Source organism: Mesorhizobium humile (assembly GCF_033977215.1).
GTDB classification, from domain to species: Bacteria; Pseudomonadota; Alphaproteobacteria; order Rhizobiales; family Rhizobiaceae; genus Mesorhizobium; species Mesorhizobium humile.
On record NZ_JAVIIV010000006.1, the window covers coordinates 215,301 to 234,880 of the forward strand.

The 19,580-nt window shown below is 63.6% G+C and carries 15 protein-coding genes and 1 pseudogene; 9 read left to right on the forward strand and 7 right to left on the reverse strand.

The window, feature by feature from the left end; genetic code table 11:
* The first annotated feature begins 29 nt into the window (after positions 1-29).
* From RFM52_RS12400 to RFM52_RS12410, 3 genes are read left to right on the forward strand one after another with little or no spacing between them, the layout of a single operon-like run.
* A complete protein-coding gene (locus tag RFM52_RS12400; protein WP_320293666.1) occupies positions 30-980 on the forward strand; it encodes an ABC transporter permease in 951 nt (316 codons plus the stop codon).
* Between the two features lie 56 nt (positions 981-1,036).
* Positions 1,037-1,828: an ABC transporter permease gene (locus tag RFM52_RS12405; RefSeq protein WP_430699219.1), complete on the forward strand. Its 792-nt coding sequence runs from the start codon at positions 1,037-1,039 to the stop codon at positions 1,826-1,828.
* The gene (locus RFM52_RS12410) at positions 1,825-3,480 is read left to right on the forward strand and encodes an ABC transporter ATP-binding protein (RefSeq protein ID WP_320293664.1); all 1,656 of its coding nucleotides are present in this window, start codon (positions 1,825-1,827) and stop codon (positions 3,478-3,480) included. The genes RFM52_RS12405 and RFM52_RS12410 overlap by 4 nt, the downstream gene beginning before the upstream one ends.
* A gap of 101 nt (positions 3,481-3,581) precedes the next feature.
* Here RFM52_RS12410 and RFM52_RS12415 read toward each other — a convergent pair whose 3' ends face one another.
* On the reverse strand, positions 3,582-4,058 hold the full coding sequence (locus RFM52_RS12415) for an Lrp/AsnC family transcriptional regulator (protein ID WP_320293663.1): 477 nt from the start codon (positions 4,056-4,058) through the stop codon (positions 3,582-3,584).
* A gap of 224 nt (positions 4,059-4,282) precedes the next feature.
* Between RFM52_RS12415 and RFM52_RS12420 the strand changes: the two genes are divergently transcribed.
* Entirely contained in the window at positions 4,283-5,608 is a 1,326-nt protein-coding gene (locus RFM52_RS12420; RefSeq protein WP_320293662.1) for an NAD(P)/FAD-dependent oxidoreductase, read from the forward strand.
* 128 nt (positions 5,609-5,736) lie between these two features.
* On the opposite strand, the gene RFM52_RS12425 is transcribed toward RFM52_RS12420, so the two are convergent.
* The 5 genes from RFM52_RS12425 to RFM52_RS12445 all read right to left on the reverse strand — a co-directional run bounded on the left by RFM52_RS12425 (position 5,737) and on the right by RFM52_RS12445 (position 12,464).
* Positions 5,737-7,104 carry an FAD/NAD(P)-dependent oxidoreductase gene (locus RFM52_RS12425; RefSeq protein WP_320293661.1) on the reverse strand — a complete coding sequence of 456 codons (1,368 nt, stop codon included), beginning with the start codon at positions 7,102-7,104 and terminating at the stop codon, positions 5,737-5,739.
* Positions 7,101-7,403 (reverse strand): (2Fe-2S)-binding protein, encoded by a 303-nt coding sequence (locus RFM52_RS12430; RefSeq protein ID WP_320293660.1) that lies wholly within the window; start codon positions 7,401-7,403, stop codon positions 7,101-7,103. The genes RFM52_RS12425 and RFM52_RS12430 overlap by 4 nt, the downstream gene beginning before the upstream one ends.
* Positions 7,400-9,385, reverse strand: coding sequence for a hydantoinase B/oxoprolinase family protein (locus RFM52_RS12435; RefSeq protein ID WP_320293659.1), 1,986 nt, complete (start codon positions 9,383-9,385; stop codon positions 7,400-7,402). The genes RFM52_RS12430 and RFM52_RS12435 overlap by 4 nt, the downstream gene beginning before the upstream one ends.
* Positions 9,386-9,389: 4 nt before the next feature.
* Complete coding sequence (locus RFM52_RS12440) at positions 9,390-11,468, reverse strand: hydantoinase/oxoprolinase family protein (RefSeq protein WP_320293658.1); 2,079 nt, start codon at positions 11,466-11,468, stop codon at positions 9,390-9,392.
* Between the two features lie 90 nt (positions 11,469-11,558).
* Entirely contained in the window at positions 11,559-12,464 is a 906-nt protein-coding gene (locus RFM52_RS12445) for a LysR family transcriptional regulator (protein ID WP_320293657.1), read from the reverse strand.
* Between the two features lie 115 nt (positions 12,465-12,579).
* Here RFM52_RS12445 and RFM52_RS12450 point away from each other — a divergent pair, with 115 nt between their 5' ends.
* Positions 12,580-13,698: an NAD(P)/FAD-dependent oxidoreductase gene (locus tag RFM52_RS12450; RefSeq protein ID WP_320293656.1), complete on the forward strand. Its 1,119-nt coding sequence runs from the start codon at positions 12,580-12,582 to the stop codon at positions 13,696-13,698.
* Between the two features lie 160 nt (positions 13,699-13,858).
* Here RFM52_RS12450 and RFM52_RS12455 read toward each other — a convergent pair whose 3' ends face one another.
* A complete protein-coding gene (locus RFM52_RS12455; RefSeq protein WP_320293655.1) occupies positions 13,859-14,764 on the reverse strand; it encodes a LysR family transcriptional regulator in 906 nt (301 codons plus the stop codon).
* A 143-nt stretch (positions 14,765-14,907) separates the two neighbouring features.
* Between RFM52_RS12455 and RFM52_RS12460 the strand changes: the two genes are divergently transcribed.
* The 4 genes and pseudogenes from RFM52_RS12460 to RFM52_RS12475 all read left to right on the forward strand — a co-directional run bounded on the left by RFM52_RS12460 (position 14,908) and on the right by RFM52_RS12475 (position 19,460).
* Complete coding sequence (locus tag RFM52_RS12460; protein WP_320293654.1) at positions 14,908-16,347, forward strand: aldehyde dehydrogenase family protein; 1,440 nt, start codon at positions 14,908-14,910, stop codon at positions 16,345-16,347.
* 51 nt (positions 16,348-16,398) lie between these two features.
* The gene (locus RFM52_RS12465; protein ID WP_320293653.1) at positions 16,399-17,622 is read left to right on the forward strand and encodes a DSD1 family PLP-dependent enzyme; all 1,224 of its coding nucleotides are present in this window, start codon (positions 16,399-16,401) and stop codon (positions 17,620-17,622) included.
* A pseudogene (locus RFM52_RS12470) lies at positions 17,619-18,016 on the forward strand (RidA family protein). The gene RFM52_RS12465 and the pseudogene RFM52_RS12470 overlap by 4 nt, the downstream one beginning before the upstream one ends.
* A 121-nt stretch (positions 18,017-18,137) precedes the next feature.
* Positions 18,138-19,460: an NAD(P)/FAD-dependent oxidoreductase gene (locus RFM52_RS12475; protein ID WP_320293652.1), complete on the forward strand. Its 1,323-nt coding sequence runs from the start codon at positions 18,138-18,140 to the stop codon at positions 19,458-19,460.
* The last annotated feature ends 120 nt before the right edge of the window (positions 19,461-19,580 follow it).

A 19,580-nucleotide genomic window follows, 5' to 3' on the forward strand; every position in this document is an offset into this window, starting at 1 on the left:
TTGGCCGAACAACCGCAGGGAGCGCTTCCATGAAGTCTGGGGTTCCGAACCTCGTGATGAAGCGGCTGGGTATCGCGGCCGTCACGCTTTTGATCGTGCTGTTCGCGGTGTTCTTCGCCACCAGCATGCTGCCCGGCGACACCGCATCGATCCTGCTCGGCCAGGCGGCGACTCCGGAAGCGGTCGCCGGCCTGCGCGAGGCCATGCATCTCAACGATCCAGCGATCCTGCGCTTCCTGCTCTGGCTTGTCGGCCTGCTCCATGGCGACCTCGGCACCTCCTATGCCAACCAGATGCCGGTCGCGGCGCTGATCGGCGGGCGTCTGGTCAACACCATGAAGCTCGCCGGCATCACCACGCTGCTCTCGGTGCCACTGGCGCTGACGCTCGGCATCACCGCCGCCATGCTGCGCGGCTCTGTCTACGACCGCACCATCACCATTCTTTCGATCGGTGTCATCTCCGTGCCGGAATTCATGGTCGCGACCCTCGCTGTCCTGCTCTTCGCCGTCTATCTCAAATGGCTGCCGGCGCTGTCCTCGGTCAACGAGGCGCATTCGCTGACCGACCTCGTGCGCATCTATGCGATGCCGGTGATCACGCTCACCTTCGTCATCTCCGCGCAAATGATCCGCATGACCCGCGCCGCGGTGATCGAGACGCTCTCCACGCCTTATGTCGAGATGGCGCTTCTGAAAGGCGCCTCGCGCAGCCGCATGGTGCTGAGGCACGCGCTCCCCAATGCGCTCGGGCCGATTGTCAACGCGGTCGCGCTCTCGCTGTCCTATCTGGTCGGCGGCGTCATCATCGTCGAGACGATCTTCAACTATCCCGGCATCGCGAAGCTGATGGTCGATGCCGTCGCCACCCGCGACCTGCCGCTGATCCAGAGCTGCGCGATGATCTTCTGCCTCGGCTACCTCTTCCTCATAACCGCCGCCGACGTCGTCGCCATCATGTCCAACCCGAGGCTCAGATGACGATAGCGCGCGCGACAATCTCCCGACGGTCGTTCCTGGGCCACAGCTACAGCCTCATGGGCGTCGTGGCCGCTTTGGTCATCCTGGCTTGGACGCTCGTCGCGATCCTCGCGCCCTACATCATTCCCCATTCGATCGGAGACATTGTCGACGACGACTATTTCGGCCCGATGCGCCAGGGGCTGTGGCTCGGCTCGGACTATCTCGGGCGCGATATGCTCTCGCGGGTTCTGATGGGCGCACGCTACACTGTCGGCATATCGCTCGCGGCCGTCTCCATCGCCTGCTTTTCCGGCGTCGTGCTGGGGATGATAGCGGCCGTCACCGGTGGCTGGCTCGACACGTGCCTCAGCCGCTTCCTGGACGCGATGAACTCCATCCCCAGTAAGCTTTTCGGTCTTGTCGTCGTTGCCGCCGTCGGCTCGTCGATCCCTGTACTGATCCTGACACTCGCGGTCATCTATATCCCTGGCGCCTACCGCTTCGCGCGGGCGCTCGCCGTCAACATCAACACGATGGACTTCATGACCGTCGCCCGCGTGCGCGGCGAAAACACCATCTATCTTATCGGCTCCGAGATCCTGCCGAACATCATCCGCCCGGTGCTGGCCGACTTCGGCCTGCGCTTCGTCTTCATCGTGCTGCTCCTTTCGGGCCTCTCCTTCCTGGGCCTCGGACTCCAGCCCCCGCTCGCCGACTGGGGCGCGCTGGTGCGCGAGAACATCGGCGGCCTGCCCTTCGCGGCGTCCGCCGTTATCGTGCCCTCGCTGGCGATCGCCAGCCTCACCATCAGCGTCAACCTGCTGATCGACAATCTGCCGCAGAAGATCAGGGACCGGGACGCATGACCAATCTCGTCGAGGTCAGGGATCTGAGGATCGAGGCGACCACCGACGCCGGCCGGATTGTCGAAATCATCAAAGGCGTCAGCCTCGACATCCCCGACGGCGAGATCGTCGCCTTGATCGGAGAAAGCGGCTCCGGCAAGACGACGGTGGCGCTTTCTCTGATGGGTTATGCAAGGCCCGGCTGCCGGATCACCGGAGGCGAGATCAACGTGAACGGCAAGGACATGGCAGCACTTTCCGAGAAGGAACGCGCCAGGTCACGCGGCACAGACATCGCCTACGTTCCACAGAGTGCCGCCGCAGCCTTCAATCCCTCGTCGACGATCATGGAGCAGGTGATCGAGGTCACGCGGATCCACAGCCTGATGCCGCCCGAGCGAGCGCGTCAGCGTGCGGTCGAGCTGTTCAAGGCCCTGTCGCTGCCGGATCCGGAAGGGATCGGCGCCCGCTACCCGCACCAGGTTTCGGGTGGGCAATTGCAGCGCCTGGCGGCGGCCATGGCACTAATCGGCGATCCCAAGCTGGTCATCTTCGACGAGCCGACGACGGCCCTCGACGTGACAACCCAGATCGACGTGCTGAAAGCCTTCAAATCGGTCATGCGGGCGGGCGGAATAGCAGGTGTCTATGTCTCCCACGACCTGGCGGTCGTTGCCCAGATCGCCGACCGCATCGTAGTGTTGAAGGGCGGCGAAGTGCAGGAGACCGGCACGACGGCCGCCATCCTTTCGGCGGCCACGCACGCCTATACGCGGGAACTGCTTGCCGCCTTCGAACCAAAGCCACGGCAAACGCAGGCCAATGCAGATGTCGGCGCGAAAGCGCTGTTGCGGATCGACAACCTGACGGCAGGCTACGGACCGGTGCGGACCAACGGACAGCCTGTTGTCCGCGCAGTCGATTCTGTCAGCCTTCTCGTCGAAAGGGGGCGCAATCTCGGCGTCATCGGCGAATCCGGCTGCGGAAAATCGACGTTGGCGCGAGCCATTGCCGGCATCCATCCGGCGGCTACCGGCGACATCGTCTTTGACGGCAAGGCACTGGAGCGTGCCGCGAAGAACCGCAGCCGGGACCAACTGCGCGAGATGCAAATCGTGTTCCAGTATGCCGATACCGCGCTCAATCCGGCCAAGTCGGTGGAGGATATCATCTCTCGCCCGCTAGCCTTCTATCACGGGCTGGGCGGGCAGGCACGCTCGAAGCGCGTCGATGAGCTGCTCGACATGGTGCGCCTGCCGAGGACGCTTCGTTACCGTCGTCCATCGGAACTCTCTGGCGGCCAGAAGCAGCGCGTAAACTTCGCGCGCGCGCTGGCGGCTGACCCCAAGCTCATCATCTGCGACGAAATCACCTCGGCGCTCGACACGGTGGTGGCGTCCACGGTGATCGAGCTGCTCAAGGAGCTGCAGCGAGAGCTGGAACTTTCCTATATCTTCATCAGCCATGACCTCTCGGTCGTCGAGGCCATCTGCGATCAGATCTTGGTCATGTACAACGGGGAGCGGGTGGAGCAGATCACGCCCGACAAGGTGCAGGCACCCACCCACCCCTATTCCAAGCTGCTGTTCTCCTCCGTGCCGAAGCTCGATCCGACATGGCTCGACGGTCTCGTCCGCGACCCCGAGCTCGTCAGCCAGTACGGCCATCGCTGACTAGAGCGGTTCACCGTTTCACGGAAACGGCGAACCGCTCTATCTCCTTGTTTTAACGCAATTCCGGACGGAAAACCGCGTACACTTTTCCTGGAATTGCTCTAAATCGGAAACAGGCTGGGCAGCGGCATGTGCGTCTTGACGATGGGTGACTTCAGCACGACGAAGCTGAAATACTTGTCGATGCCGATGTCCATGTCGGTCAGCCGCTCCATGATCGTCTGGTATTCGCCGATGCCGGCGGTCACAAATTTCATCAGGTAGTCGTAGCCACCTGAGACAAGATGGCATTCGATGACCTGGTCGATCTTCTCCACGACGGACAGGAAGCGGGCGAAGTCAACCTGACGATGGTTCTTCAAGGTGATTTCGGTGAAGACAGTCAGCGCCTGGCCGAGCTTGCCGAGATTGATCTGAGCGGAATACCCTTCAATATAGCCTTCGGACTGGAGTCTCTTGACTCGCATCAAGCACGGGCTCGGCGACAGATGCACGAGTTCCGCCAGTTCCACATTGGTGATGCGGCCGTTCTTCTGCAATTCGTGAAGTATCCTGATGTCGATCCGATCCAATTTCACGGCCGCCTCCGGAGAAAACACATCACAGCACAAAATGCTGCCTTGCCCACGATTCATGGAGACTATCACAGCCGGCTGGCCTGTCCATCCAGGCGGATACCCTCCGAGAGGCAGGGCCTCCCGATTCCGGCGGAGCTGCCAGAATAAAATTCTGCTTCGGCCTTAACTGCAGCAGCGGCTGCCTGCGCTACGCGCTAGATTGAAGCGTCGAAGCAGGGAAGACCATGCGCGCGCCACTGCAGCAAATCGAGACATCCGGCGAACTGCCGCGATCCGCGGATACAGTCGTGATCGGCGGCGGCATCGTCGGCGTCTTCGCAGCCTATCACCTGGCAAGGCGCGGCATGAAGGTCGCGCTTGTGGAAAAGGGATTTGTCGGCGCAGAGCAATCCAGCCGGAACTGGGGATGGTGCCGCCAGCAGAACCGCGACGCCCGCGAGCTGCCGATGGCGATGCGAAGCCTCGATCTTTGGGAGCGCTTTGCAGCGGAAACAGGCCAGGACACGGGCTTCCGCCGCTGCGGCCTGCTTTATCTCAGCAATGATGAGGCGGAGCTGGCCGGCTGGGCGCGCTGGCGTGACTTCGCCAAGACGGCCGGTGTCACCACGCATATGCTCGACGGCGCGGCGGCGAGCGAGCGCGGCCGCGCCACGGAGCGGGCATGGAAGGGCGGCGTCTTCTCACCGACCGACGGCACTGCCGATCCGTCACGGGCCGCACCGGCGGTCGCCCGCGCCATTCTCGAGCGTGGCGGCAGCGTACATCAGAATTGCGCCGCGCGCGGTATCGAGACCGAGGGCGGACGCCTGAGCGCCGTGATCACGGAACGCGGAACGATTCGGACAAAGGCGGCGGTGATGGCCGGCGGCGCCTGGGCCTCGTCATTCTGCCATCAGTTCGGCTTCCGCTTCCCACAAGCGTCGGTCCGTTCCTCCATCCTGTCGGTGTCGCCCGGTGCCGCGGGCCTGCCGGATGCGCTGCACACGGCAAGGATCTCGTCCACGCGTCGCGGCGACGGCGGCTACACGCTCGCCATAAGCGGGCGAGGCCGCGTGGACGTCACGCCGCAGCAGTTGCGCTTCTCCTCGCAATTCCTGCCCATGTTCCTGAAGCGGTGGCGAAGCCTGGCGCCCGGCGGCCTGCAAGGCATGCGCTCGGGGCACGAAACGCTTCGACACTGGCCGCTCGACCAGCCGACGCCGATGGAGCGGATGCGCATCCTCGATCCGATCCCGGACCGGGCGACCATTCGCCTGACCTACGCCCGCGCGCTTGAGCTGCTGCCCGACCTCCGAAAGACGAAGATCAGCGCGGCCTGGGCCGGCTACATCGACAGCACGCCGGATGGCGTGCCCGCCATCGGCGAGATAGCTACCCTTCCTGGTTTCTTCCTGGCTGCCGGGTTTTCGGGGCACGGCTTCGGCATCGGGCCGGGCGCCGGTCACCTCGTCGCGGACCTGGTGACCGGGTCGGAACCGATCGTCGATCCGACATCCTATGATCCCCGGCGCTTCGATGCTTCGGCCTGGGGAAAGGTCGCCGATTTCTAGAACAATTCCAGGAAAAGTGCGTAGCGGTTTTCCGTCCGGAATTGCGTAAAAACAAAGACTTAGAGCGGTTCGGCGATTCCGTGAAACGTTGAACCGCTCTAGGATGTGATCGTCATCCATGCGCGGCCTCAGCACTCTCGCAGAAAAGCGCTGATAGGCACTGGCCGGGCAGGAGCCTGTGCTCGAAACCGGCCGACGGCGTCGGGCGTGCAGCCTGCTTGCGCCGCAACAAGCTCAACGGCAGCCAAAAGGCAGTAACGCCCCTGGCAGCGCCCCATGCCGGCGCGCGAGAGCGACTTGACCCTGTTGGCCTCGCCGCCACCGAAATCCACACTTCGGCGTACATCTCCGGCACTCACATTCTCGCAGCGGCAGACGATCGCATCGTCGGGGAGTGCCGGCGCCATCGACGCCGGCCAGGGAAAGGCGCAAGCCAGGCCACGGGCAAAGCGCGCAAGCCGCGCGAGCTTACGCAGATCAGCTGCGGTGGAGGGCGCCGGATGTCCGAGATCGGCAAGGCATGCCGCCGCCGCGAGACGCCCAGCGATCGCCGCGCCGTCCGCTCCCAGAAGACGAACTCCATCGCCCGCAAGGTAGACGCCATTGCCGGCCCGACCCATCTCGTCGGTCTTTGGCAGCCATTGCCGCCACTGTGCGTCATAGGTAAAGGCGCATCCCGCCAGATCGGGCAAATGCGTTTCCGCCCGCAGGTGCCAGCCCATGCCGACCATGTCGCATGGGGAGAGGCGCTGCCTTCCGCCAGCGTCGCGCCAGCGCATCGCGGTGACACCTTGTTCGTCGGCCTCGATTCGTTCGAGCGTCACACCCGCATGGTAGCGGCCGCCGAGCCTCGCCCGCAGGGCCAGGCCGAGCAGCGCGACCAATGGCCGGGCGGCAAGTCCCCCGAGCCCCCGCATCTGCTGGCGCCAGGACGAGGTGTCGAGCACCGCCGCCACATCCGCTCCAGCCTTGACGAGCTGGGCGCCAACCAGCGTCAGCAGAGGCCCTGATCCCATCAGGACGATCCGCCGCCCGAGGGCCACGCCTTGCGCCTTGAGCGCGATCTGCGCCGCACCAAGGCTGTAGACGCCAGCGCTTTGCCAGCCGGGGACAGGTGCGATGCGGTCCGACGCGCCGGTGGCAAGGATCAGGCGGTCATAGCCGATCACTTCAACGCCACCCTCCCCCAGCACGTGCAGTTGCCCCTCGTGCACGGCGATGACGGAGCAGTGCGCGCAATGGGTGAGCCGCCCCTCTTTGGCCAGCCGATCGAAAAGCGCATGCAGCACGCGGGCCTTAGCAGCCTCGGAGCCATAGAGCTGCTCGGGCGTGCGGGCGAAGCCGGCAGGCGGGCGGCGATAGATCTGCCCGCCAGCGCGATGCCCCTCGTCGATCACCACCGGGTGGAATCCTGCCTCGACCAGCGTCGCGGCCGCTCTTACGCCGGCGGGGCCGGCGCCCACGATCACGATGCGTGGCGATAAAGTCTCGCTCACGGCCAGCTCTCTGGCGGCGCCGTGCGCAACCGCATGCCCTCAGCGACCGGCGTCGAACATGCCTGCAGGCGCGGCCCATCCTCTTGCCATATCCAGCAATCCTGGCAGGCTCCCATCAGGCAGAAGCCGGCGCGCGCTTCGGGTCCGAACTCGGACCTCCGCAACGCATGCCCCGACGCCAGCATGGCGGTCAGCACGGTGTCGCCGGCAAGCGCTCCGCGCACCTCACCGTCCAGAAAGAAATACAGCTCCGCGCGGTCGCGCTCGACCAGCCGGACGATGCGGCCGGCGGTGATCATTCCGCGGCCTCTCGCACGGGGTGAGGACGAGGCAGTTCGGGGAACCGTTCGCAGACCGCATCGAATGCGACCTGGACGCCTTCCGGTCCCGAACGCCCCTTCATGCGGCGGAATATCTCCGTCTTGGCGAAGAACCGCCAGTGGATCGGCAAATCCCTCAGTATGGCGGTGAGCCGGTCATAGGCGTCCGGCGTCCACTGCGCTTCGTAGCCGTCGCGCTCCGGGCCGAAATGGAAATGGCCGGTGGCCGAACGCTGCCGTGCACGCCGTCCTTCCGTCGCCTGCTCGTCGACCTCGCCGTCGCGGATGACGACGCCATAGTCGCGCTCCGCCGATGCCACTGAGACATAGCCGCGGCGAACGTCCTGCGCGACCCGCCAAGGCTCGCGTTGATGCGGATCGCCCCGCCCGCCGCCTCCGGCAGAGCGAATATCGAGCATGTCACCGGGCTGCAGCACCGCGGTGTCGATGTTGCCGAGCCGCCGCTCGTGTTCGGCCCCAGGATTGACGATCATGTCTGACAGGCCGGCCGCCTTGCCGCCCAGCACGCCCCAGGGACGAAAGAAGCTGCGGTCGCGGTTGCGCGCCGTGATCCTGGAATCGGGGGCGAAGACACGGAAGGCCATCTCGGTCGCCAGCCCACCGCGCCAGCGGCCCGCCCCGCCACTATCCCGGGCGAGCCCGTATTTCAGGAATTCGACCGGGGTCTCGGTTTCGGTGATCTCGATCGGCGTGTTCTTGAGATAGGCGGCATCGGCGCCCGATCCGTTGGTCCCGTCGCGATGCGGCATCGCGCCGCCGCCCCCTACCACCGGGTTCACTGCAGCGATGACGGTCCGGCTGGTGCGCTCGTCCGTCGTCATGACGTTGACGATGCAGTTGTTGCCAGCCGGTGCCGCCGGCAGGCGTGCCGGCACCGCTTGCGAAAAGGCGCCGAAGATGACCGACCGCAGGCGGGCGCAGGTGAGCGAGCGCATGCCCACGGCAGCGGGATAGACCGGGTTCAGCACCGAACCTTCGGGGGCAATGCAGGTGAACGGCCGGGTGAGGCCCGTGTTGAGCAGGATCTTCGGGTTGAGCGTATAGAGCACATAGTAGACGCCGACGAGCAGGATGGTGTGGCGCGGGTCACCGCCCGCGGGCACATTGAGTGAGGAGCCGAGCTGCGGATCTGAACCGGTGAAGTCGAGCACCGCCTCGTCGCCCCTGATCGTCAGCGTCAACTTCAGCCGGCAGGGATTGGCCTCGACCGAATCCTCGTCGGCATAGTCGGCGAATTCCCATGTGCCGTCTGGCATGGAGCGCAGCACGTCGCGTGCCTGCGCCTCCGCATGGTCGAGAAGAGCGGCAACGCCTTCGACGAAGCCGGCCTTGCTGAACTTCCGCACCATCGCGTGGATCTTGCGCTCGCCGGTGTTGAGCGCGCCGACCAGCGCCTTGATATCGCCGATGTTGAGATCTGGCTTGCGCACATTGGTGCTCATGATCCGCAGGATCATCTCGTCGAAAACGCCTTCATTCACGAGCTTCATGGGAGGAAAACGGATGCCTTCCTGATGGATTTCGGTCAGCGCCCGGCTGAGAGAAGCGGGCACCGCCCCGCCCATGTCGGTGTTGTGGATGTGGCCTCCGGTCCAGGCGATGATCTCGCCATCGACGAAGACCGGCTTCCACAAATGCGTGTCGGGCGCGTGGGTGGCAACGTAGCCGGAATAGGGATCGTTGGTGAAGGCAACGTCTCCCGGCCGGTAGTCGTCCACCATCGCGATCGCGCGGTGATACGAAACCCCGGGATGCCAGGTGGTGCCGAGTTCCATTGGGACGGCGAAGGTCGCGCCGGAGCGGTCCAGCAGCATCACCGTGAAGTCTTGCGTCTCCTTGACGAAGGCGGAGTGCGCGGTGCGGTGCAGCGTATGGGCCATATTTTCGGCGGCTGCGCGGGCGTGGTTCGCCAGAACCTGAAGGTTTGTTCGGTCGAACATGGCGTCACTCCCCGAAGGTCAGAAGTAGGTTGAGATGGCGATCGACGCGTGCCTGCGTTCCGATGGGGATCGCGAAGGTGGTGTCTTCCTGCACCACCACGGCAGGCCCGTGGAACACGCTGCCCGGCACGAGCGCCTGCCGGTCGTGGAGATCGACGGTCTCGACGCTCAGGCCGGTGTAGACCGGGAGCCGGCGCGCTGGGATGGCCGGGGCGTCCTTCTCGTCGATCTCCGGGAAGGACAATGCCGGACCGGCGCCCACGGCGGCCAGCCTGGCATTGACGAGTTCGATCTCGCCGTCCGGGTCGTGGAAGTCGTAGAGGCGCTCATGCGTGAGGTGGAAAGCCTGCGCGATGGCGGCCGCGTCGCCGTCCATGAGCCATTCCGGCGAAAGGACGACCTCGATCTCATAGCTCTGCCCGACGTATCGCATGTCGCAGGAGAGACTGAGTTCCGCTGCCGCGTCGTGGCCCTGTGCCGCCAGCCAGTCGCGACCTTCCCGCGCGAGAGCCTCGAAGGCGCTGTGAATTCCTGGAAGTGACGCATCCGACAATGGAGCGAAGATGGTGCGTATGAAGTCTCCGCGCAGATCCGCCACCAGCCCGCCCAGCGCCGACACTACACCGGGGCGACGAGGCGCCATGAGGCGTGTCATCCCGAGTTCGCGGGCAAGGAAGGCGCCGAGCATAGGCCCGCCGCCGCCAAAAGGCATCAGCGTGAAATCCCGCAAGTCCACGCCTGCGCGCGAGGCGAGTTTCTCGACCTCGACGAACATTTCAGACACCGCAATGTCGAGGATCGCCTGCGCGGTCTGCTCAACCGTGCGGCCGAGTCGGGAGGCAAGGTCGCCGACCGCGCGATGGGCCAACCCGACATCGATCTTGAGCTGGCCATAGGCCATCTCAGTGTGGCCGAGCCATCCGCACACCACCATGGCGTCCGTCACCGTCGCGCGCTCGCCGCCACGGCCGTAGCATGCAGGCCCAGGCGTCGAGCCGGCCGACTCCGGCCCGACCCGTAGCACCCCTTGGGCGTCGACGCTGGCGATCGAGCCGCCGCCTACGCCGATCGAGCTTACCGACACGGAAGGAATGTGGAGCGGAAATTCACCGATCAGCTCGCCGGTGCCGAATTGCGGCTCACCGCCGATGATGAGAGCGAAGTCGGCCGAGGTCCCACCGATATCGAGGGTCAGGATCTTATCCTCGCCTGCCTGACGCGCGAGCCACGAGGCGCCGATGACGCCGGAGGCCGTTCCCGACAGCAGCATGTTTACGCAGGCGTGCTTGCCTTCGGCAGCGTTCATCAACCCGCCGTTCGATTTCGTCAGCATCGGGCGCGCTGGCACGCCGCTTCCTTTCAGCCGCTCTTCCAGCGCCGTCAGATAGCCCGAGACGCGCGGATGGACGTAGCCGTTGAGAATGGCGGTCGAGCTGCGCTCGTATTCGCGGATGACCGGCCACACCTCGGCCGAGGAGAAGACGAAGAGTTCGGGCGCAAGACGCGCGATCGCCGCCTTCACCGAAGCCTCCTGTTCGCCGTTGCGCCAGGAATGGAGGAAGGACACGATGATCCCTTGTGCCCCGGTTGCTTTCGCCGTCGCGACTGCCCTTTCCACGGCGTCCATGTCCGGCGCCTGGGATTCACTGCCATCGGCGCGCATGCGAACCGGAATGCCGAAGACCATGTCTCGCGAGATCAGCGGCTCCGGCCGCGTGCAGAACAGCGAATACATGTCCGGCATGCGAAGCCGTGCGAGCTCGATCACGTCCTCGAAGCCGGCATTGGTGAACAGTGCCAGCGGCGCGCCCTTGCGCTGGATGATCGTGTTGATGCCGACGGTCGTACCGTGCACGAAGCGCGTCATACGGGCAGGATTGAAGCCTTCGCGCTCGGCCAGAAGAGCAAGACCCGTCATCAGCTCGGCACCCGGATCTTCTGGTGTCGTCAGCACTTTCAGCGAGGCGACCCGCCCGGAATTTACCTCGAGCGCACAGAAGTCGATGAAGGTGCCGCCGATATCGACGCCGACCTTCCAGTCGGCTCCGTCCTGCGCTAGATCCGCCGCGATGGCACCATCCATGATGCGTCCCTTCCTGTCTGCCACCTGGATGCTGGCACGACCGGATGGTCCACGTCCAAGACGCATGATGGACAAGGATATAAGTCTTGCTTATGGTCTTGCGCGATGTTCGCCGAGGATTGCGTAACAGGCCGCACGGATCTCATCTCGCATCATCTCATCGGCCCGTGAAAGCGCTCGTGTGCGCGAGGTAAGAAGCGCGACCGGAAATTCCGGTCCCGCCGCCAGCGGCCTGACCGCGAGCCCGGCGAACTGCTGCCAAGGCAACAGCGCGTCGACCAGGGCAATACCCAGACCAGCCTGGACGAAGCCGATCGCGGAGATGGAGACGTCGATCTCAAGCGACGGTGAAAGTTTGACACCCTGCGCGCGCGCCGCCAGGGCCAATTCGTCGGCAGGGCGTGTGTTTCCGTGATAGGATATCAGCTCTTCCCGGGCGAGATCGGCGAGCGTCAGCTCAGTTTTCCTTTGCAAGGCGTGCCCGGCGGGTAGCAGGCATGCGAAGCCGACACTTCCGATCACCTCCGCCTCGATGTCGGGAGGCAGGCGGTCGTCCATGGCCACGCCGAGGCTGGCGTCGCCCGTGCGCAGCATGTCTACGATTGTGGCGATCGGTGCGCTATGGGAACGCAGCAAAATATTGGGATGCTGGGCCCGGAATTTGGTGAAGGCGCGCGGCAGGATCGCCATGGCGGGCGGCGGTGAGGCCGCAACCCGGACTAGCCCAGTGCGACCCAGCCGAAGGTCGGTGGTCTTGCGGCGTAGTCCGTCAAGCCCTGCCGACAGCCTCTCGGCATCCGGGAAAATCTCCAGCGCGTCCGGAGTCGGGCGCAGCCTGCCCTTCACCCGTTCGAACAGCGCGAAGCCGAGTTCGTCCTCGGTGTGAAGCAGGATCTGGCTCAGCGCCGGCTGGGAGATGTTCAGCATCCGAGCCGCAGCTGTCACGGTGCCGGCGCGCATGACGGCGATGAACACTTCCAGCTGCCGGGCTCGCATCGCTACTCCATAGGTACAACTTATGACTCTGGTTCAAACCTGTCTTTGACGCAATGCCGCGGCGCGGACAAGATTGGCGCATTCAAGGATCATCCGCCCTGCTCAAGGAATGACTATGGATGTGATCGCGCTCGGCGGCGGACTGATGGGGACGGCTTCGGCGTATTTCCTCGCCAGACGCGGCGCGCGCGTGACGCTGATCGAGCGCAATCGGATCGGCACCGGAGCGACTGTCGCCTCCTTTGGCAACATCCGGCGCACGGGTCGCCATCTGTCCCAGCTCCCGTTGGCCCATCGCTCGCTCAGGCTGTGGGGCGAGGCCGAGAAAATGCTTGGCCGGGACGTGGAATTCCGCGCCACCGGTCATATCCGCCTGATCTTCGATGAAGGCAGTCTCGCCGACATGCGGGCCTATGCAGAGGCGGCGCGATCCTGGGGCCTTGACCTGGAGGAACTCACTTCGCGTGAGATCCATGCCCGTTTCCCGGGTCTCGGTCCCGAGGCCATCGCGGCATCGTTTTCGCCGCACGACGGCAGCGGCAATCCGCGGCTGATCGCGCCGGCCTTCGCCGACGCTGCCCGGAGGCTCGGCGTGGAAATCGTCGAGGGAGCCCAGGTCGAGGCGATCAGGCACACAGGCTCCGGCTTCCTTGTCACCACCTCAAAAGGTTCATTCAACGCCGAGTGCCTGCTCAATACCGCCGGTGCCTGGGGCGCGCGCATCGCCGCGCAGTTCGGTGAGGAGGTTCCACTCGATGCCCGCGGCCCGCAGATGGGGGTGACCGAGCCGCTGCCCTATCGAGTACCGCCGGTGATTGGCTTCTGGACGCGCGACAAGGACCATGGCGCCTATCTGCGTCAGGTCGAGAGGGGCAACATCGTGTTCGGCGGAGCCGCTGAAAGGGTGGCGGTGGACCTCGACCCAGGTCACGCGGTCGCCGACCCCACGCGGCTGTCGACCCAGTTGCGCGCCGTCGCGCGGCTGCTGCCGGCGATCGGCCAGGTGGCAGTCATCCGAACATGGTCCGGCTGCGAGGGCTATGTTCGGGACATGTTGCCCGTCATGGGACGCTCGATGACGACGCCAGGCCTGTTCCATGCCTTCGGCTTCAGCGGACACGGCTTCCAACTCGGTCCAGGTGTTGGAGACGCCATGGCCGAACTCATTGCGACCGGCCGTTGCGAAACGCCGCTTGATGATTTCAGGATCGATCGCTTCGGCCGCGCGGCCTAATGCATGTCGCCCAGAAGTGTGCAGCGGTTCTGGGACAACGACATGCATCAAAACAAAGACTTAAAGCGCGGCGCATGAAGCCGTTTCGATGCGACGCGCTTTAGAGGAGCAAGATATCGGACCGGCGTCTTAGAGAAGGCCGCACGAGAAGGCGGGCATTTCACCGACGCCATGGAGGTGAGTTCAGGCTATCCCTAAGCGCCTGCAGAAACTTATTGGTCCGACTGCTACGTCCATGGCGGGCATGGAGCAGTGCAACCACGTCTGCCTGTGGCAATGACCAGCATGGGAGAATGGCCTGCAATCTTGCTGCTGCCAGATCATCCGCCACATCCCACTCGCTTCGTACCATGACCCCCAGGCCGGCGAGCGCCCAGTCGCGGACGATCTCGCCATCATTGCTCGACATGGACGGCTTCACTCGAACGGTGGTGTTGCCTTGCTTGGAATGGGCAAAGCGCCAAAGCGTTACGTCTTCGTTGTTTTCTCGAAGGGCGAGACATCGATGCAGGACAAGATCGTCCGGCTTGAGGATAGGCAAACTATGCTGCAGATAGCTGGGGGATGCACAAAGAACGCGCTGGTTCGGCGCGAGCGTGGTTACCAGGCGATCGCTCTCCGGCAATGATCCTATGTGCACCACGATGTCCCAGCTTTCGGACATCTGTCGTATCGGGCTATCGAAGAGTTCCAATGTGACCGATACCGCAGGATGCTTGCCCGCAAATGCCTGTACGATCGGTGCGATATATCGCCTTCCAAAGCCATAGGGCGCGGCAACACGCAAATGGCCCCGCACCTGGCTGGTTCGGCTGGCCAGTCGCTCCGACAGATCGTCAACGGCTGCGATGATCGTAGCGCCCTCCGAAGCCACCAGTTCGCCCTCATCCGTAAGGCTGAGGCCGCGTGACGTTCGCTCGATGAGTTTGACGCCGACGCGGCTCTCGAGTGCCCGCAGGCGCTGTGTCACCGCCGGAGGCGTCACATCGAGCCTCCTTGCAGCTTCCGCGAGCGAGGGCGCGGTCGCAAGGACATGGAAGAAGGTCAGATCGTCGGTCGAGATCATTAAGCCAGACCTTAATCAACAATGAAGATTGGATTAATTGTAATATTCATGTCGTGGCATATTCTCCCCAATCAGGCAACGGGCGCCGATAAAGCAGCCTGACCCGCCGCCTCTGTTGGAGTGCGAAGGGAGAAAGCGAATCGATGGAAATGTCGCGATGCGATCTGCTTTATCTCGACGGCGGCTGGAGACTCCCTGCAAGGCCAGCCGCGGCGATCCCAATCATCAGCCCGGTGACGGAAGCGGCAATTGGGTCTGTCGCTCGAGGCAGCGGATTGGATGTCGACATTGCCGTTGCCGCTGCTCGCGGCGCGTTTCCGTCATTCGCAGCGACATCACCGTCCGAGCGCATCCATTTGCTTAAGCGGATTCTCACTCTCCTCGAAGAGCGATTTGAGAATCTGGCTCAGGCAATATGCCATGAGATGGGATCGGCCATCGCCTTTGTCCGCGCCTCGCAGGTTCCGTTCGGGCTGGCACATATCCGCACCGCGATCGAGGTGCTGGCAGATTTCCGCTTCATTAAGGAGCAGGGCACGACTGCGATCGCGAAGGAAGCGATAGGCGTCTGCGGTCTTATTACACCATGGAATTGGCCGCTTTATCAGATCACAGCGAAGGTTGCCCCGGCGCTCGCAGCCGGCTGCACCATCGTCCTCAAGCCCAGTGAACTTTCTCCGTTCAGCGCCCAGCTGTTCGCGCAGATCATGCATGACGCCGGAACGCCGCCGGGTGTTTTTAATATGGTGACCGGCACGGGGGAAGATGTTGGCGCAGCGCTCGCTTCACATTCTGACATCGACATGATTTCGATTACCGGATCGACACGCGCGGGCGTGCTGGTGGCGCAGGCGGCGGCGCCCACGGTTAAGCGCGTAACCCAGGAGTTGGGAGGCAAATCACCCAACATTCTGCTTGACGACGCCGATTGGGCGCGGGTTGTACCTCTCGGCGTAGCCGCCGCATTTCGCAATGTCGGCCAGTCGTGTAGCGCCCCCACGCGAATGCTCGTACCCGTCAAAAGACTACGGGAGGTGGAAGAACTGGCGGCGTCGGCTGCGGCTACCATGACTGTCGGCGACCCGCTCAACGAGGCAACCGTCCTTGGTCCGCTCGCCAATCTTAACCAGTTCGACAAAGTGCAGGACATGATACGCATCGGGATTGCCGAAGGCGCCAAGCTCGTCTGCGGCGGCCCCGGACGACCTGAAGATCTGTCGAAGGGCTATTTCGTGAAGCCGACCATCTTCTCCGAAGTGCGGTCGGGAATGCGTATCGCGCAGGAAGAGATCTTCGGGCCGGTGCTGTGCCTCATCCCCTATCAGGATGAGGATGAGGCAATCCGCATCGCCAATGACACTGTCTATGGTCTGGGTTCCCATGTTCAATCCGGCGATATCCAGCGCGCACGTCGCGTTGCGGGGAAAATTCGCGCCGGCCAAGTGCATATCAACCATCCCGCATGGGACGGTTTTGCGGCTTTTGGAGGGTACAAGCAGTCGGGCAACGGTCGGGAATATGGCGTCTTTGGTCTCGAGGAGTATCTCGAGACCAAAGCCATCCTGGGATTTTTTCCGGGATGAGCGGCCCGAGTTTCAGCTGCCGGTCTCGCGCCGCTCGTCTTTCGAGAGTCGATGCAAATGATCATCAAAATAGACGCGAGGAAGCAGACGGTGGGTGAGGCAGAAACCTTGGAACAGGTGCGGCACGAGAGCGCCGCCAGACGTCTCGACGATCTGGAAACGCCTTGCCTAATCCTCGACGCCGATCGTATGGACCGCAACATCGTTCGACTACGCGAACGGCTCGTACCTCTTGGCGTGTCGCTGCGCCCGCATCTCAAGACTGCAAAGTCAATCGAGGTTGCCCGCCGCGTCATGACCACCAGAGAGGGGCCGGCGACCGTCTCCACCCTCAGGGAAGCGCGGCTCTTTGCGAATGCCGGTGTCCGGGACATCATCTATGCCGTGGGCATCGCACCATGGAGGCTGGCCAAGGTAATCGAGCTGCGGAGGCAGGGCGTCGACCTTGCCGTGATTCTCGACTCGGTCGAACAAGCGGAAGCGGTCGCCGCAACATCGCGAGAAACCGGCATAGCCATCCCCGCCCTGATCGAAGTCGACTGCGACGGCCACCGATCCGGCGTCCTCCCAGACGACCGGGATCGGCTGGTTGCAATCGGCAGAGCCTTGATCGACGGGGGAGAGTTGCGCGGCGTTCTGACCCATGCCGGCGGCAGCTATGCGGCGCGAGGAGACGAGGCGCTGCAGCGCTGCGCCGAGGAAGAGCGGCATGCTGCCGTCGCCGCGGCCACCATTCTGCGCGACGCGGGCTTGCCCTGCCCCGTCGTCAGCGTCGGTTCGACGCCGACCGCGCATCATGCTGTGGACCTGAGCGGCGTGACTGAAGTCCGTGCGGGCGTTTTCGTGTTCTTCGACCTGGTGATGGCTGGGATTGGCATCTGCCGGATTGAGGATATTGCGATCTCCGTGCTGGCGACCGTCATTGGCCATCAGCATGAGAAGGGCTGGATACTGATCGACGCCGGGTGGATGGCGATGTCTCGGGATCTCGGAACCGCCAGGCAGGAGGTCAATCAGGGCTATGGCGTCGTCTGCGACAGCAGTGGCCGGCTTTTTGACAATATTATACTGGCCGATGCGAACCAAGAGCATGGCATTATCAAGGTGCGCCCAGGCTCCGGCGCGACTTTGCCCGAGCTCAAGATCGGCGACCGGGTGCGGATTTTACCCAATCACGCTTGCGCGACCGGGGCCCAGCATCGCAGCTACCATGTCGTCCGTAGTGCCTCCGACTTTGTCGAAAGCGAGTGGCAGCGCTTTGGCGGTTGGGAATGAACAGCAAGCCGCAAACCATCCTGACTGAGGACGCGCCAGCGCCGGCGGGCTATTATTCGCAGGCTGTTCGATCCGGGAACAGTCTGTACATTTCAGGCCAGCTTCCCATCAGGGCCGATAAGGCGCCACTCGCCGACACAAGCTTCGAAATCCAGGCACGCCTGACTATCGCCAACATGCTCGCGATCCTGGAGGCAGCTGGCGGCAAGCCGGACGACCTCTGCCGTGTGACGGCCTATATCGTCGGCTACAGAACTGGCCGGAGTTCAATCGCGTTTACGGGGAAATGCTGGGCAAGGCGCGGCCCGCGCGTACGGTCGTTCCTGTGCCTGAATTGCACTATGGCTATCTGGTAGAAATAGACGCGATCGCGAGCCTCCCTAGCCAAGGCTGAACGCGTAAGCCCAACGGACCATCTTCCCATCGCTCTGCGAGACGATCATGGCCGCTCTCGCAAATCACACCACAGCAAAGACGGTCCGCAATCCGCATCAATGCAACAAGGTTTCTTACGCATGTCTCCTGTCGTCCGGTCTGTCTCCAGCGATGAAGCCCTTCCGAAGGCAGTGGACGCTGTGGTCGTAGGCGCAGGAATCGTCGGCACCGCCTCCGCCTATTTTCTTGCAAAGCGTGGGTTCTCCGTAGCGCTGCTCGAAAAAGGCCATGTCGCATGTGAGCAATCGAGCCGCACCTGGGGCTGGTGTCGGCAGCAGAACCGCGATCCTCGCGAAATGCCTCTGTCGCTCATTTCCATGCGGCTGTGGGCCAATTTGGCGACCGATATAGGACAGGATCTGGGCTTCCGCCGCACAGGCCTCATCTACACGACGGATAATGCCGCGATGCTGGCTGGCTGGGAAGCCTGGAGGCCAACGGCGAGAGAGTTCGGCGTCGAAACCCATATGCTGAGTGCGGCTGAAGCCGGAAACCGAATTCCGGAAACAAGACGCAAATGGGTCGGTGGATTGCACTCTGTCGCGGACGGCAAGGCCGAGCCTGCTATCGCCGCGCCGGCGCTAGCGGAAGGCGCCCGCGCGCTGGGCGCGACAATCCATCAGAACTGCGCCGCACGCGGCCTGGATGTCGCCAACGGCCGGGTAACGGGGATACATACCGAAAAGGGCTACATCCGTGCCGATGCCGTGCTGTGCGCCGCCGGTGCCTGGGCCTCTGGCTTCCTCGGTCGCCATGGAATCGTCTTCCCGCAGGCGAGCGTGCGGCAAACTGCGGTGCGCACGAAGCGGACGGTTAACGTCGGCGAGGTCCTCTATAGTCCTGATTTCGCGATGACCCGGCGGCTTGACGGCAGCTATACCATGGCGATCAGCGGCCGTGCCTCGCTGGAAGTGACGCCGCAGGGCATCCGCTTCGCCCGCGAGTTCTTGCCGCAATTCATCAAGCGCCTAAAGGCGGTGCAGATGGGGTTCGGCAGGTCGTTTTTCGCCGGCCCCGAGTCCCTGGACGCGCTTTTGGGGAAGGATCCGACGATTTTCGAGCGCAATCGCGTTCTCGGTCCTGCTCCAAATCGACGGCTGGTCAATGCGATCATGGATAATGTGCGTGGCACATTTCCCCAACTGGCAGGCCTCGAAATCGATCACGCATGGGGTGCCTACGTCGACTGCACCCCTGACGCGGTGCCGGTGGTGTCCGGGATCGAAGAGTTGGGAGGGTTTTATCTGGCAGCGGGCTGCTCCGGTCACGGCTTCGGCCTTGGCCCAGGCCTAGGTTACCTTGCCGCGGAATTGATCACCAATGAGACGCCAAGCGTCGATCCGACTCCCTTCCAGCTCGCGCGACTGACCAATGGTTCGAAGATAAAGGTAGGGTCCCTATGACGCCCCGCCCCAAGCGGCCGATCTTGCCAATATGCATAGCGCCGGCACGCCAGAATATCTTTCACTACCGAGAACGCGGAGATTGTTTGAAGCGCTGCACCCCTGCCAATGGTGGAATGC